Raw genomic sequence first — 13,295 nt, forward strand, 5'->3', positions numbered from 1 at the left:
CCTATGCTCGGGGCCTCACCAGACCTTGGACGGACTCCATGCACATCGGCATCGCCGGCACCGGCAACATGGGAAGCGCGATCGCCCGGCGCCTGCTGGCCGCGGGACACGATGTCACCGTCTGGAACCGCACCGCCGCACGCGTGCAGCCGCTGCTGGAGGCCGGTGCCTGCGCGGCCGGCTCGCCCGCCGTGCTCGCCGCGGGCCCGGACCTGGTCATCTCGGTGCTGGCCGACCAGGCGCTGGAGGAGGTGTACTTCGGCGAGGACGGGCTGCTGTCCGGCGACCCCGGCGGGCGGCTGTTCATCGACATGAGCCCGGCCGCCGCCGCCACCCAGCGCCGCATGGGCGAGCGGGTCACCGCGGCCGGCGGGCGCTACCTCGAATGCGCGCCGCTGGGCGATGCCGCCGCCGCGACGCAAGGCGGCCTGGTCGGCCTGGCTGGCGGCGATGCCTGGGACGTGGAAAGCGCCCGGGCGCTGCTGGACCAGTTGTGCCGGCGCCTCGAGCACGTGGGCGGCTGCGGCGCGGGTGCGGCAGCGGTCCGGGCGGGAATGAGGGCCGGCGAGCCGGCCTTGGGCACACCGGCCAGCATCCGCTGACAGGCGGCCGAACGGCGCTTCGCGGGCGTCTGCTGCGGTCGCGACGGTTGTCCGGTGCGGTCGGGCGTGCGCCTACCAGGGGGCACCGAAGGCGTCGCGCAGTTCGGCCAGCGCCGCGGCGTCCAGCGGCGCCGGGCGGGGCGTCGCCCCGTGCCACAGGCGCGCGGTCTCCTCGAGTTCCTCCAGCACCGCCATCGCCCTGGCGGGCGTCTCGTGCCACACGTTCGGCCCCAGCCGCGCCAGCATGACCGCGCGCAACGGGGTGCCGCGCTGGTGGTGGCGCGCGATCTCCTGCGCCACCAGGTCGCCCACCGCGGGATCGCCGGGGCGCCGGTACGGGATGACCGGCACGTGGCCCACCTTCATCACGAAGTAGGGCGTGATCGGCGGCAGCAGGTCGCCTTCCACCGGCTGCAGCGTCAGGGCCACGCAGTGCGTGCTGTGCGTGTGGAGCACGCAGCCTGCCGCATGCCCGGCGGCGTCGTAGATCCGCCGGTGCAGCAGCAGCGTCTTGCTGGCCGGGTCGCCGTCGACCTGGCGGCCCTGCGGGTCCACCCGGGCCAGCCGTCCGGGCTCGAGAAAGCCGAGGCACGCGTCGGTGGGCGTGATGAGGAAGCCGTCCGCCAGGCGCACGCTGATGTTGCCGGCCGTGCCGTGCACGTAGCCGCGCTCGAACAGGCTGCGGCCGACGCGGCAGATCTCCTCGCGTGCCCGGGCCTCGTTCATGCGCCCACCGCGAAGGCGCGGGTGAAGAAGTCGGGGCCGCCGAAGTTGCCGGACTTGAGCGCGAGCTGCACCGGCCTGCCGCACGCCTGGGCATGGGCGAAGCACCAGGGCACGCCGGGGTCGATCTGCGGCCCGATGCGCAGCTGCGCCACCCCCAGCGCCTGGACGGCGGCGCCGGAGGTCTCGCCGCCGGCGACGATCAGCCGCCCGACGCCCAGGTCCACCAGGCCGCGTGCCACGGCCGCGAGCGTGCGCTCGACCAGTTCGCCCGCCGTCGCGGCCCCGAGCGACTGCTGGATGCCGCGCACCGCCTCGGGCGACGCGCTGGAATAGACCAGCACCGGCTGCGCGCCCAGCCGGGCACGCGCCCAGGCCAGCGCCTGCGCCGCGACGTCGTCGCCCGCCGCGATGCGCAGCGGATCGATGGCCAGCGCGGCCCCGCCTGCCCGCACGAAACGCTGCACCTGGTCATTGGTGGCCACCGAGCAGCTGCCCGAGACGATGGCGGCAGGGCCCTGCACCGCAGGCAGCCGCGCCGCGTCCGCGCCCGGGGCCAAGCCATGGTTCTGCGGCAGGCCGATCGCGACCCCCGAGCCGGCAACGACCAGCGGCGCGTCGGCCAGCGCACGGCCCAGCACCTGCAGGTCGGCGTCGTCCACGATGTCGACGATGCCGAACGCCACGCCTTGCGCCTGCAACTGCGCCATGCGGTCGCGGATCGCGCCGGTGCCCTGGCGCACCGTGGCATGGCCGATCAGGCCGACCCGGCGGCGGCATTGCGCCTGCAGCACCCGCACCAGGCTGGCGTCGGTCATCGGGGTGAGCGGGTGCTGGCGCATGCCCGAGTCGCTCAGCAGCACCTCGCCGACGAACAGGTGGCCCTGATAGACGGTGCGCCCGGTTGCCGGGAACGCGGGCGTCACGCAGCAGAAGGGTGCGTCCAGCGCGTCCAGCAGGGCTTCGGCGACCGGTCCGATGTTGCCCTGCGGCGTCGAATCGAAGGTGGAGCAGACCTTGAAATAGACCTGCGAACAGCCCTGGGCCTGCAACCAGCGCAGCGCCTGCAGCGACTGCTCCACCGCCTGCGCGGCGGGGATGGTGCGGGACTTGAGCGCGACCACCACCGCGTCCACGTCGTCGACCGGCCCGGTGGGCACGCCGATGGTCTGCACCACCCGCATGCCGGCGCGCACGAGGTTGTTGGCCAGGTCGGTGGCGCCGGTGAAGTCGTCGGCGATGCAGCCGAGGCGCAGGGGCGGGCGGGCGTCGGGCGGTGTCACGCCCGCGAGTATGACAAGCCCGGCCGGCGTGCGGCGCGGCTCAGGTGGGAAGGGCGCCGACCTGCGGGTGCGCCTTCTCCCATGCTTCCTCGTGGCGGATGCAGAAGCGGGCTTCGGGGCGGGCCTTGAGCCGCTCGAACGGGATCGGCTCGTCGCATTCCTCGCAGCGGCCGTACTCGCCGCGCTGCATCCGTTCGCGCGCTTCGATGACCTCGCGCAGCTCGCTGTCCTGGCGCCGCAGCTGGGTGACGTCGAGCGTGGTCATCATTCGGGCGTCGCCATCTTCCGGGCCGTCGCGCACCTCCGGGCCGGTGTCCCCGGCCGGCGCGGCGATGTCCTCGCGCAGCCCGCGCACGCCCGCGCGCAGGTCGGCTTCACGCTGCTGCAGCAGCTGATCCAGTTCGCTTCGTTGTGACTCGTTCATGCTCTCGGTGGGTTGCGGCGCTCGCGCCAACGTCCGGAGCATTGTTCGCGCGCGGCCCGGGACCGTGGGGCCGGGCGGGGCGGCTGTTACCCGTCTTTCGGCATCGAAACGTGGGCGTCGCCACCTCCCGTGTGTCCGGCCCCGCCACAGCCCATCGTTAAAAAGTATTCAGTTGCAAGGCCGCGCCAGTCCGCCGGGCCCCTTCCTCCGTCAACCGACGACGACGCGGGGTGTTGTCCTACAGGAAGACAGCTGAGCTTCGCCAAGGATGGGCAACCTTTTCACCAGGAGCACACCATGACCAATCCGACCGACACCCCCCGCAAGCGTGGATTCGCTCTGCTCGATCCCGAGAAGATGAAGCAGGTCGCCGCCCTGGGTGGCCGCACCGCGCATGCTGCCGGCCGCGCGCACCAGTTCTCGCGTGAAGAGGCCCGTGCCGCTGCCCGCCGCAGCGTCGAAGTGCGCACCCGCCGCGCCGCCGAAGCGCGTCCGGCCAGCGGCAACGACAGCCCCAGCGCCTGAGCGAACCGCGATGTCGCCACCGCCCCGGCCGCTTGCCGGGGCTTTTTTTCGTCCGGCGCCGGCGCGGGCTCAGGCGGGGAACACGGACTCGGGTTCCGCGTCGTGCAGCGGGCCCCCGGCGCGTTCGCGCAGCAGATCGGCCAGCGCATGCACGGCCGCCCGGTGCTCGCGCCACAGCGCCATGAAGCGGCCGTCATGGTCCGACTCGAGCCATGCCTCGGGGTCGTTCAGCCGGAGCAGCTGCTGGCGCCACAGGAAATCCAGCGTGCGGGCGTGCACCGCCAGCAGCTGCACCATGGCCGGTGCGAGCTGCGGGAACCGGGCCTGCTGCAGGCTTCTCAGCTGCGCCAGGGCATCGGCCGGGCCTGGTCGCTGCAGGCTGAAGCCGGCGCTGCGTCGTTGCTCCGCCAGCCACTCGCAATAGCGCGCCAGGGCTTCCAGCGCATCCTCCGCGCCTTGCCGCCGCCACTCGCGCAGCCGCAGGTGCCGCGTGATCAACGCGCTGCCCAGCGCGATCAAGGCCAGCGCGCCCAGCAGCCAGAGCGCGTGGTAGGTCACGCTGGACATGGCGTCCTCAGGCCGCGCGGCGCGCCCGGGTCTTGGCCGGCGCCTTCTTGGCAGCAGACTTGGCAGCAGCCTTGGCGGGTGTCTTGCCGGCGGCCGGCTTGGCCGCGGCCCTGGTCTTGGCGGGCGCCGGTGCCGCGGCGCTGCTGCGAACACCAGCACCAGCACCAGCACCGCCCCGCAGGCTGCGCTTGAGCAGCTCGGTCAGGTCGATCACGTCCGCGCCGGGCTGCGCCTGCTCGGTCTCCACCTTGCGCACGGCCTCGGTCTGGCCGGCCTCGGCCTTGGACTCGACCAGCTTCATGATCTCGTCCTTGAACGAATCGCGGAAGGCGTCGGCACTCCAGTGCGCCGTCATGCCTTCGATCAGCTGGCGCGCCATGTTCAGCTCGGCCTCCTTCACGCCCGCGGCCTTGGCGTCGGACGGCGGCAGCTTCAGGTCTTCCCAGGAGCGGATCTCGCCACCCCAGCGCAGCAGATTGAGCACGAGGGCGGGGCCGCAGGGGATCAGCACCGCCAGGTGCTGCTTGGTCTGGATCACCACCTTGGCGATGCCCACCTTGCGCGTCTGCTTGAGCGCTTCGCGCAGCAGCGCGTAGACCTTGTCGCCCTTGTTCACCGGACCGACGTAGTAGGGGCGCTCCAGGTACACGAAGGGCACCTCGTCGGCATCGACGAAGGCTTCGATCTCGATCGTCTGGGTGGTGCGCGGATAGGCCTGGGCGATCTCCTCGGGGCTCAGCACCACGTACTGGCCGTCCTGCCACTCGACGCCCTTGACGATGTCGTCCTTGTCGATTTCCTTGCCGGTCTTCTTGTTGATGCGCTTGTAGCCGACCGGGTCCATCGTCCTGCGGTCCAGCCAGTCGAAGTCGATCCCGCTCTCGGCGGTGGCCGAGTACAGCCCGATCGGGATGTGCACCAGACCGAACGTGATGGCGCCTTTCCACAGCGTGCGCGTGGAGGTCGGGGCCATGCCTTTCTTGGTTGCCATCGGTTCAAGCAAATGTTGCGGGGAGTCTGCAAATGTGCAGGGGCCTCGGCTGTAGTCGGCCCGCACCCGGCGGTGTAGGCGGCTGCGTACAGCCGGCGCGTTCAGCCCAGCCCGACGACCTGCAGCATGCGCTGCCACGGCGAAGGGGCCGGTCGGCCCTGGAGCCGGTCGGCCTGTGCCTGCCAGCGCGAACCGAGCCGGGCGAAGCGTCGACGACAGTCGGCGTCGAAGCACTCCTGCTCGCGCAGGGTTTCGAAGTTGCGTGCGATGCGCCGCGCCATCAGGTAGCGATGGGCGGGCGCCTGCGTCTGCATGAACGCCGCCATGAGGGACAGCGTGGCCAGCCACAGGGCTCGGCTGGCATCCTGCAGCGTCGGGGCGGAGGGCGGCGTGGTTTCCATGGCTCTGCCCATTGTGGGAACCCGCGCGCCGCGCCCTTGTCAGCGGGTGGAAGGGGCCTGCCGCCGCCGCGTCCTACAGCGCGGCGGTGGAGCGCCCGTGTCGATCAGCGGCTGCCCTGGGTGTCGGCGCCCGCGCCCTGCCTGGCGGCATGGCGCTTCTTGCCCGCGGCACGCGCTTCCTCGGTGGTGAATTCGTGCGCGTGCCCGCTCTGGTGGGCGGCCCGGCCACCCAGGCTGGCGATCTCGCGCTGGCGCTGGGGATCCATCGCCGCGAAACCGCGCAGACTGCGTTTGGCGCTGCCGCCCGAGTCCTGCTTTTGCGGCGAAGTGTCTTGAGAAGCCATGTTGCCCTGTCCTTTCAGAGTGATGTCGGTTGGGACCAATGCATGGCAACGGGCATGCCCAGGCGGGAGGAACTCAGCCTTTGGCGCGGGGCGCGCCGCTTCTCAGAGCCCGTATTCCTTCAGGCGGTTGTAGAGGGTCTTGAGGCTGACCCCGAGCGCCGCGGCGGTGCGCTCCTTGTGGTGGCCGTAGTGGGCAAGCGTGGCCAGGATCACCTGCCGTTCGACGGCGGCCAGCGGCGTGCCGATCGCCACTTCCACCGTGCCGGAGGCGGCCGCGGGCAGCGCGGCGAGACCGGCCGCGGGTGCGGCGGCCGGCGCCGTCGCCACGGGCGCCGCGCCTGCCACCTGCGACGGATCGCGCGGCAGCCACTGGTCCGTGATCTCCGGGCCGGAGGACATCACCCAGGCGCGCTGCAGCACGTTGCGCAGCTCGCGCACGTTGCCCGGCCACCGGTACGTGGCCAGGCGTTGCATCGCCTCCGGCGTGGCCCGCTTGGCCACCCCTTCGCGCTGGCCGATCTCGTGCAGGAAGTGCTTGACCAGCAAGGGCAGGTCCTCGAGGCGCTCGCGCAGCGGCGGCAGCTCCAGCGGGAACACATTCAGCCGGTACAGCAGGTCCTCGCGGAAACGCCCCTGGGCTGCGGCTTGCGCCGGGTCCCGGTTGGCGGCGGCCACCACGCGCACGTCGGTCTCCTGCAGCGTGGTGGAGCCCACCCGCATGAAGGTGCCCGTCTCCAGCACGCGCAGCAGCTTGACCTGCAGCTCCAGCGGCATCTCGGTGATCTCGTCGAGGAACAGCGTGCCGCCGTGGGCCCGCTCGAAGAAGCCCTGGTGCTGGCGCTCGGCGCCGGTGAAGCTGCCCTTCTCGTGGCCGAAGATCTCGCTCTCGATCAGGTTGGGCGAGATGGCGCCGCAGTTCACCGCGAGGAACGGACGGGCGCGCCGCCGGCTCAGGTCGTGCACCGTGCGGGCGACCAGTTCCTTGCCGGTGCCGCTCTCGCCGGTGATGAACACGCTCACCGAGGTGCCGGCCACGCGGGCGATCTGCTCGTAGATCTGGGCCATCGGCTGCGAGGTGCCCACCAGGTGGCCGAAGCGGCCGGAGCGCTGGAGGTCGTCGTGCAGCAGGCGCACTTCGTCCTTGAGCACCGAGGGCTTCATCACCCGCGACAGGATGCTTTGCAGCTGCCGCGCGCTGACCGGCTTGACCAGGTAGTCGGCCGCCCCGTAGCGCAGCGCCTGGATGGATGTCTCCAGACTGGCATGTCCGGTCATGAACACCACCTCGGAATTGCCGATCAGGTCGGTATCGTCCAGCAGGGCCATGCCGTTGCCGTCGGGCAGGCGCAGGTCGAGCAGCACCACGTCGGGCTGCTGCAACGCCATCTGGCGCCGCGCCTCGCGCAGTGACTGCGCGGTGGCCGCGGAGAAGCCCTCCTTGGCCACCAGCTGCGCCATCATGCGCGCCGCGTCGGCGTCGTCCTCGACGATCAATGCATGACCCATCGGTGCTCCCAGAAGTCTTCTGCTCCGCGTTTGCGGAATGTCGTGCTGATTATTCGGGTGACTGCGCGGTCCGGGTGTAACGGCAGGCAAGCGCCGAGCTGCGTCACGTCTCGTTCAGGCTGGCGCGCAACTGGGTGCGCTCCACCGGCTTGACGAGGTAGGCGTCGAAGCCGGCGACCAGCGCGTTGCGCACATCCTTGTCCTGCCCGTAGCCGGACAGCGCGATCATGCGGCCCGCGTAGCCGGCCGCCCGTGCATGGCGGGCCACTTCGTAGCCCGTCATGCCCGGCAGGCCGATGTCGACGATCGACACCTCCGGTTGCGTTCGCAGCAGGCGGCTGAGCCCGTCGATGCCATCGGCGGCGGTGGCGACGGTGTGGCCGTCCAGCTCGAGCTTGGAGCGCAGCGCCGCCAGCACGTCCTGGTTGTCGTCGATCACCAGCACCCGCCGCCGACGCGACAGGGGCAGCGCCTCGGCCGCGTGGCGCGCGGGCGGTGCGATCCCCGGGAGGCGCACGGTGAAGCGGCTGCCGCGCGCTGAACTGTCGGCCCCCACGGTGCCGCCATGCAGATCGACCAGGCGGCGCACCAGGGTGAGCCCGATGCCAAGGCCGCCCGCGCCTCGGTCGAGCGGCCGCTCGCCCTGCACGAACAGGTCGAACACGCGCGGCAGGAGGTCGGCCGGAATGCCGACGCCCGAGTCGCGCACCTCGAACAAGGCCTGGCCTTCGTGCGCCGCGATCCGGACCTCGATGCGTCCACCGGGCGGGGTGTACTTGATCGCGTTGGTGACCAAGTTGGTCATCACCTGCTCCAGCCGCACCGCGTCGCCCTCGACCCAGGCCTGCGAAACGTCCAGAGCGAGCTGGTGCCCGGTGGACGCGCCGGTCAGCTCGAGCGTGCGCCGCACCCGGTCGAACACCGCGGCCAGCTCGACCGGCTGGCGGGCCAGCACGATCCTGCCGGCGATCACGCGCCCGACGTCCAGCAGGTCGTTCATCACATGCGCGAGGTTGCGCGTCTGCCGCCCGATGATGGACCGCGCCTCGGCGGCCTCGGCGCTGCCGGCCGGCGCCGCCTCCAGCACGTCCACCGCCGCCGAGACGGCACCCAGCGGATTGCGCAGCTCGTGCCCGAGCATCGACAGGAACTCGTCCTTCGCCCGGCTGGCGGCTTCCGCTTCCTGGCGCGCGGCCAGCGCACGCTCGGTCAGCCGGATGCGCTCGATCTCCGCCTCGCGCTGGTCGGTCATGTCCACCGACACCCCGGTGGCCTGGCTGGCCGCGCCGTCGGCCCGGTAGCGCAGCAGCAGCCGGCTCGACAGCCAGCGCAGGCGCTGATCGGGCCGGCTCACGGCGTAGTCGATCGTGGCGGTCTCGCGTCGCAGCGCGCAGGCGGTCCAGAACTCCCGCTCCACGCGGTCGCGGTCGGCGGCGTCGATCCTGTCGAGCCAGTGACCCAGCGTGCCGCCATCGAGCGCCGGCACCCCGAACAGCTTGCAATGGCCAGCGGTCCAGGTCAGCGTGTCGCCGTCGAAGGCGTAGTGGAAGAAGCCGACATGCCCGGCTTCCTGCGCCAGCTCCATCAGCCGCTGCTGGGCCTGCAGCTGCTCGTGCGCCGCCAGCAGTTCGCCCTCGACCCGGCGCCGCTGTCCGATGTCGGCCTCGAGTTCGCGGCGCACCCGTTCGTCGTTGCGCGTGGCCTCGCGCAGCGCGTCGCGCAGCATCGCGATCTCCTGCACGTCGACCCGCCCGGGCAGGCCGGCGTGGCCCTGCGTGGCGAGCGTCTGCAACGGGCGGGAGATCCGCCTGGCCGCCAGGGTGGCGAGCAGGGCACCGAGCAGGAGCGTGCCGGCGATGGCGGACAGCGCACCCAGGATCGCACGGCGGTGCGCGGCGTCGATCGGGCGGGCCGGCACCTGCACCTGCACCTCCCAGCCGGCGGTGGGCAGCGGCTGCCAGGCCGCGTAGACGGGGCGCCTGTCCGTGCCGGTCGTGCGCAGCACGCCGGGGGGTCGCTGCCGCGGCGCGTCGGCCGGGAGCGAAGCCTGCCCGGCCGAGGGGCCTGGCAGGGTCCCGGCGATGGGCCGGCGCTGCGCGTCGAGCAGGAGCACCTCGCCGCCCGCGGGGCGGCTGGCGGCCTGCGTGATCCGCTGCCACGTGCCCACGGGCACGCGCGCGCCCAGCACCTGCCTGACTTGCGCGCCCTGCAGCAGCGGCATCGCGACGAGGACGTGCGGTGCTGCGCCGGGGACGAGCCCGGAGACCGCCGGCCGCGCGCTGCGGGCGACCTGCTCGTGCAGGGCGGCGAGCTGCGCGTCGCCGCCCTGGGCCGCCGCGGCGCTGGTGTCGAACACGGGGGCGCCACCGGCATCGAGGAGGAACACGCCTGTCCAGTCGCGCCGCGGTAGCGGCCGCTGCCGCAGCATCCGCTCGAGCTGCTCCGGCCGGCCTTGCCGCACGACGTCGGCGTGGGACAGGGCGGCGAGGGCGTCCAGCGAGGCGTCCAGCTCCTGGCCGACCGCCTGCGACAGGGCGGCGGCCGAGCGCGCCAGGTCCGCTTCGATGCGCGCCTGCTCCGACCGGATCTCCACCAGCAGCTGCGCGCACACCAGAACCGTCATCGGCAGCAATGCCAGCAGGATCACGGCCACGAGCGAGCGCCGCAGCGGAACGGGCGGCCGCTGCGTCGGGGCGGGAGAGTCGGTGCGCGGGTCCATCGTCGCGGGTGGGCAGGGCAGCGTACCGCTGCCGAGCTGTGGAAGGGCGCTGCCGCAACAGAGTGTGTCGCCCGCGACCACCCTTGCGGCAAGGGCTGCGGCAGCGATGGGCAGGGCAGGCAAGGCCGCGCAAGATTTACAGAAAGCCAAACCTGCGCGGCAGCTGGATTCGTACGCTCGGGACTGCACGGACGGGCAGGCGGTGACGGCTCGTTTCGATGGTGTCCAGGACGCACCGCTTGCCCCTTCCGGCATGCGATTTGCGGCGACCGTCGGCCGTCCGGCGCCGCCGGACTTTTCAAGCACAGGAGATCGGATGCATTCGTTGAGCCTGCAGATCAGTTCCACATTGCAGCCCGCGTTGTCGCCCCGGCTGCAACGCGCGGTGAAGCTGCTGCAGATGTCCTCCCTCGACTTCTCGCAGGTCGTCCGGGACGCCTTGGACAACAACCCCTTCCTGGAGGCCGACGAAGCGGCCGGTGCGCTCGACCTGCCGACCGCCGACGAGGCGGCCGCGCCGCTGGAGACCGAGCCGCCACCCGAGGTGAGCACATGGGGCGCCGAGCCGATCGCGCGCTCGCGCGTGGTCGATGGCGATGGCGACAGCGTGTTCGACACGCTGGCCGCGCAGACCTCGCTGGCCGACCACCTGCTCGGGCAGCTGAACCTGGTGCCGCTGCCGGATCGCGACTGGATGCTGGCCGCGGCGGTCATCGAGTCGCTGGACGAGGACGGCTACCTGCGCACTCCGCTGGCCGAGCTGGCCGGGCTCGTGCCGCTGGATCCGCTGCCCGATGCCGACGAACTGATGATCGCGCTGTGCCGCGTGCAGTCGCTGGAACCCGCCGGGGTGGGCGCGCGCGACGTGGTGGAGTGCCTGCGGCTGCAGCTGTCGAAGATCCCCTGCGACCGCAAGCGCGAGCTCGCCGGGCGCATCCTGCGCGATTGCGTGCAGTGCCTGGCCAGCCGCGACATGCCCGCCGTCGCGCGCCGGCTGGGGGTGCCCCTGGCCGACGCGGAAGCCGCGTGCGCCGCCATCCGCCGGCTCGACCCGCGTCCCGGCTGGCGCTTCGGCGCCCCTTCGGTGCAATACGTGACGCCGGACGTGATCGTGCGCAAGGTGCGCGGGCAGTGGACCGCCGTGCTCAACGAGGCCGTGGTACCCAAGGTGCGGCTCAACCGCAGCTACGCCGAGCTGTTCCGCCGCCACCGCAATGCCGACCATGGCGAGCTGGGTGCCCACCTGCAGGAGGCACGCTGGACGGTGCGCAACGTGGAGCAGCGCTTCTCCACCATCCTGGCCGTGGCCCAGGCCATCCTGCGCCGGCAGCACCGGTTCCTGGCCTATGGCGCGATGGCGATGAAGCCGCTCGCCCTGCGGGAGATCGCGCAGGAAGTGGGTGTCCACGAGTCGACCGTCTCGCGCGTCACCAACAACAAGTTCATGGCCACGCCCTGCGGCGTGTACGAGCTGAAGTACTTCTTCTCGCGCGGGCTGGCGACGGCGAACGGCGGCGAGTGCTCGCCGACGGCGATCCGCGGCCTGATCCAGGAGCTGATCGCCGCGGAGTCGCCGGCCCAGCCGATGTCGGACGTGGAGATCGCCCGCCAGCTGGCCTTCCAGGGACTGAAGGTCGCCCGTCGCACGGTCACCAAGTACCGGCAGCTGATGAAGATCGAGCCGGCGGAGCGCCGCCGCGCCGGACAGCCGGCCTGAGCTCGACCGGCCCGCTAGACTCGGGCGCATGAAGCCCGATCCTGCCTCGCCCGTCGCCGTCGCGGCCGAGGCGCAGTGGGTCGAGGGCGAACTGGTGCGCAGCCTCATGCGCACCCAGCGCACCACGCGCTACCTCGGCCTGCTCCTGGTGCCGGTCTTCGTCGTCATGCTCTGGAGCGACGCCTCGCTGGCGCCGCTGCTCACGTGGGCGGGGTTCGCCGCCGTGGTCGCGCTGGCCCGCTTCACGATGCTGCGCCGCTACGACCGCGCCGTGGCCGAGTCGGGCACGGCGGCGCAACTGGACTTCCTGCACCGCTGGGCGGCTCTGTGGCCGGCCGGCAGCATCGTCTGGGGGATCAGCGTCCTGCTGTTCTTCGACCGCGCGCCCCTGGCCGACCAGTTCGTCTGCTGGCTGGTGCTTGCGGGCATGGCGATGTTCGCCATCAACAGCCTCTCGAGCCACCTGCCCACCATGCGCCGTTCGCTGGACGCCCTGGCGCTCACCGCGCTGGCCGCCATGTCCTGGCGCATCGGCGTGGAGCTGGGCTTCGGCGTGGCGGTCGACCACTGGTGGCTGGTCGTGCTGCTGCTGATCTTCTGGCAGGTGCTGCGCCAGGCGGGCCTGCGTCAGCACGTCACGCTGCGCAAGAACTACGAGCTGCAGTACCGCAACAACCAGCTGATCGAGTCGCTCACGCGGCAGACGCAGGCGGCCCTGGAGGCCGTGGAGATCAAGAACCGGTTCCTCGCGAGCGCCGCGCACGACATCCGCCAGCCGGTCCATGCGCTGGGCCTGTATGCCGACTGGCTGGGCAGCGAGCCGGAGCTGGTGCACGAGATCGCGCCCAAGATCGTCGAGTCGACCAAGGCGGTGAACGCCCTGTTCGACTCGCTGTTCGACCTGGTGCGGCTGGACTCCGGGAAGATCCGGCTCAACATCGAGGAACTGCGGCTTGACAAACTGCTGCACGACCTGGAACTGCAGTACCGCCCGCTGGCCGAAGCCAAGGGGTTGAGGTTCCGGGTGCATGCGGTGGCCGGGTCGGTGACCTCCGATCCGATCCTGCTGCAGCGCCTGGTCGGCAACCTGATCTCCAACGCCGTCAAGTACACCACCGAAGGAGGCGTGCTGGTGGCCGCGCGGATGACGCGCCGCGGGCCGCGCATCGAGGTCTGGGACACCGGCGTCGGCATTGCGCCGGTGCACCAGCGCGAGATCTTTCGCGAGTTCTTCAAGGTGCCCGGCCACGCCGGGACCGACGAAGGCTTCGGCCTGGGGCTCTACATCGTCTCGCGGCTGTCGCACATCCTCGGGCACCCGCTGGAGTTGGCGTCGCGGCCGGGGCGTGGCACGGTGTTCCGCCTGCTGGTGCATCCCACCGACCGCGGCCACGCGGCGCAGCGCGCGGCGTCGGCGATCGACCGGCTCAAGCAGGGCCGGTCGGACCTGGGGACGGTGACCACCGGCGCGGGCACGGCGCCGGGCTGAAACG

General features: G+C 72.0%; 13 protein-coding genes. 4 read left to right on the forward strand and 9 right to left on the reverse strand.

The annotated features are described in order from the left end of the window. Nucleotides 1-38: 38 nt before the first annotated feature. Entirely contained in the window at nucleotides 39-602 is a 564-nt protein-coding gene (locus VFE82_RS11065) for an NAD(P)-dependent oxidoreductase (protein WP_325000362.1), read from the forward strand. Nucleotides 603-674: 72 nt separating this feature from the next. Here the strand turns inward: VFE82_RS11065 and VFE82_RS11070 are convergent, their stop codons facing one another. From VFE82_RS11070 to VFE82_RS11080, 3 genes are read right to left on the reverse strand one after another with little or no spacing between them, the layout of a single operon-like run. Then, nucleotides 675-1,328 carry an aldolase gene (locus tag VFE82_RS11070; RefSeq protein WP_325000363.1) on the reverse strand — a complete coding sequence of 218 codons (654 nt, stop codon included), beginning with the start codon at nucleotides 1,326-1,328 and terminating at the stop codon, nucleotides 675-677. Then, nucleotides 1,325-2,608, reverse strand: coding sequence for a 3-oxo-tetronate kinase (gene otnK / locus VFE82_RS11075; RefSeq protein WP_325000364.1), 1,284 nt, complete (start codon nucleotides 2,606-2,608; stop codon nucleotides 1,325-1,327). Before otnK ends, VFE82_RS11070 begins: the two co-directional genes overlap by 4 nt. A 40-nt stretch (nucleotides 2,609-2,648) precedes the next feature. Further along, a complete protein-coding gene (locus VFE82_RS11080; protein ID WP_325000365.1) occupies nucleotides 2,649-3,032 on the reverse strand; it encodes a TraR/DksA family transcriptional regulator in 384 nt (127 codons plus the stop codon). A 297-nt stretch (nucleotides 3,033-3,329) separates the two neighbouring features. Between VFE82_RS11080 and VFE82_RS11085 the strand changes: the two genes are divergently transcribed. Next, on the forward strand, nucleotides 3,330-3,557 hold the full coding sequence (locus tag VFE82_RS11085; protein ID WP_325000366.1) for a hypothetical protein: 228 nt from the start codon (nucleotides 3,330-3,332) through the stop codon (nucleotides 3,555-3,557). A gap of 69 nt (nucleotides 3,558-3,626) precedes the next feature. Here VFE82_RS11085 and VFE82_RS11090 read toward each other — a convergent pair whose 3' ends face one another. The 6 genes from VFE82_RS11090 to VFE82_RS11115 form a co-directional block, all read right to left on the reverse strand. Next, nucleotides 3,627-4,124 (reverse strand): hypothetical protein, encoded by a 498-nt coding sequence (locus tag VFE82_RS11090; protein ID WP_325000367.1) that lies wholly within the window; start codon nucleotides 4,122-4,124, stop codon nucleotides 3,627-3,629. 7 nt (nucleotides 4,125-4,131) lie between these two features. Continuing rightward, nucleotides 4,132-5,115 (reverse strand): Ku protein, encoded by a 984-nt coding sequence (locus tag VFE82_RS11095; protein WP_325000368.1) that lies wholly within the window; start codon nucleotides 5,113-5,115, stop codon nucleotides 4,132-4,134. Nucleotides 5,116-5,216: 101 nt separating this feature from the next. Beyond that, on the reverse strand, nucleotides 5,217-5,516 hold the full coding sequence (locus tag VFE82_RS11100; RefSeq protein WP_325000369.1) for a hypothetical protein: 300 nt from the start codon (nucleotides 5,514-5,516) through the stop codon (nucleotides 5,217-5,219). 104 nt (nucleotides 5,517-5,620) lie between these two features. Beyond that, nucleotides 5,621-5,860, reverse strand: coding sequence for a KGG domain-containing protein (locus VFE82_RS11105; RefSeq protein ID WP_325000370.1), 240 nt, complete (start codon nucleotides 5,858-5,860; stop codon nucleotides 5,621-5,623). Nucleotides 5,861-5,962: 102 nt separating this feature from the next. Further along, entirely contained in the window at nucleotides 5,963-7,366 is a 1,404-nt protein-coding gene (locus VFE82_RS11110) for a sigma-54 dependent transcriptional regulator (RefSeq protein ID WP_325000371.1), read from the reverse strand. A gap of 103 nt (nucleotides 7,367-7,469) precedes the next feature. Continuing rightward, nucleotides 7,470-10,085 (reverse strand): ATP-binding protein, encoded by a 2,616-nt coding sequence (locus VFE82_RS11115; protein ID WP_325000372.1) that lies wholly within the window; start codon nucleotides 10,083-10,085, stop codon nucleotides 7,470-7,472. A gap of 316 nt (nucleotides 10,086-10,401) precedes the next feature. Between VFE82_RS11115 and rpoN the strand changes: the two genes are divergently transcribed. Next, entirely contained in the window at nucleotides 10,402-11,802 is a 1,401-nt protein-coding gene (gene rpoN / locus VFE82_RS11120; protein ID WP_325000373.1) for an RNA polymerase factor sigma-54, read from the forward strand. Nucleotides 11,803-11,830: 28 nt separating this feature from the next. After that, nucleotides 11,831-13,291 carry a HAMP domain-containing sensor histidine kinase gene (locus VFE82_RS11125; RefSeq protein WP_325000374.1) on the forward strand — a complete coding sequence of 487 codons (1,461 nt, stop codon included), beginning with the start codon at nucleotides 11,831-11,833 and terminating at the stop codon, nucleotides 13,289-13,291. The last annotated feature ends 4 nt before the right edge of the window (nucleotides 13,292-13,295 follow it).

It is taken from the genome of Ramlibacter sp. (assembly GCF_035655895.1).
Taxonomy (GTDB): domain Bacteria; phylum Pseudomonadota; class Gammaproteobacteria; order Burkholderiales; family Burkholderiaceae_C; genus Ramlibacter.